Annotated in this window: 1 protein-coding gene and 1 pseudogene; both read right to left on the bottom strand. The window is 35.3% G+C overall.

Features of this window, described 5'->3' with window-relative positions; translation table 11 throughout:
* Window positions 1-207: pseudogene (locus tag ACPYKA_RS15230) on the bottom strand (riboflavin synthase); the annotation flags it as partial.
* The coding region (locus ACPYKA_RS15225) for a RibD family protein (protein ID WP_479543068.1) at window positions 188-733 on the bottom strand (546 nt) is incomplete at its 5' end. The pseudogene ACPYKA_RS15230 and the gene ACPYKA_RS15225, both read right to left, overlap by 20 nt.

The raw sequence follows: 733 nt of genomic DNA, 5'->3' as shown, positions 1-733 counted from the left end.
ATTAATTGTCTCCGGCATGACATCTACTTGAAAATAGTCTCTATCAAAATTGGTTACTGTTAAACAAATGCCGTTAACTGAAATACTATCACCAACTTTTACATCTTCTAGCACGAGACTTGCATCGATCGTTAATTGAACCGCATCTTTTGATACTTCTGCTATTTCCGCAATATATCCAATTTCTTCAACGATTCCTGTAAACATCATTTTCCTCCTTAGTCGCCACAATTTTAATGTTTCCTTCCATTTGCTTTATCTCTTTTATTTGTAATTTAAGGGTATCTGCTAGTCTTTTAAACCCTTGACCACCAAAAGCTCCCGGTGCCATATTTCCTCCAATAATGATCGGCGAAATATACATAATCAGTTGATTAATGTACATTGATTGTAAAAATGAACTATTTACTGTTGCACCACCTTCAACAAGAAGTGAAGTAACTTTTTCAGCGCCTAATTCTTGAAGTACTTTTTCTATTGAAATCTTGTCACTTTCCATTTGATAAATTCTGACACCTAGTTTCGTAAATTCATTGATTTGTTCTTCGGATACATGGCTGCCGACAAATATCCAAGTCTCTGCCTGTTGATCTGTCACAACATTTGCATTAATCGGTGTTCGTAGACGCGTATCTAAGATAATCCGAATTGGATTTCTTCCACCTTTTATACGAGTAGTTAACCTTGGATTATCCTCAATTATTGTATGTACTCCTACTAAAATCGCATCATG

Origin of the sequence: Pseudogracilibacillus amylolyticus (SeqCode) (assembly GCF_051918545.1) — a bacterium.
Lineage (GTDB): Bacteria > Bacillota > Bacilli > Bacillales > Amphibacillaceae > Pseudogracilibacillus.
The sequence above is the reverse complement of the archived record's forward strand: the minus strand, read 5'-3'. Positions and strand labels throughout refer to the sequence as shown.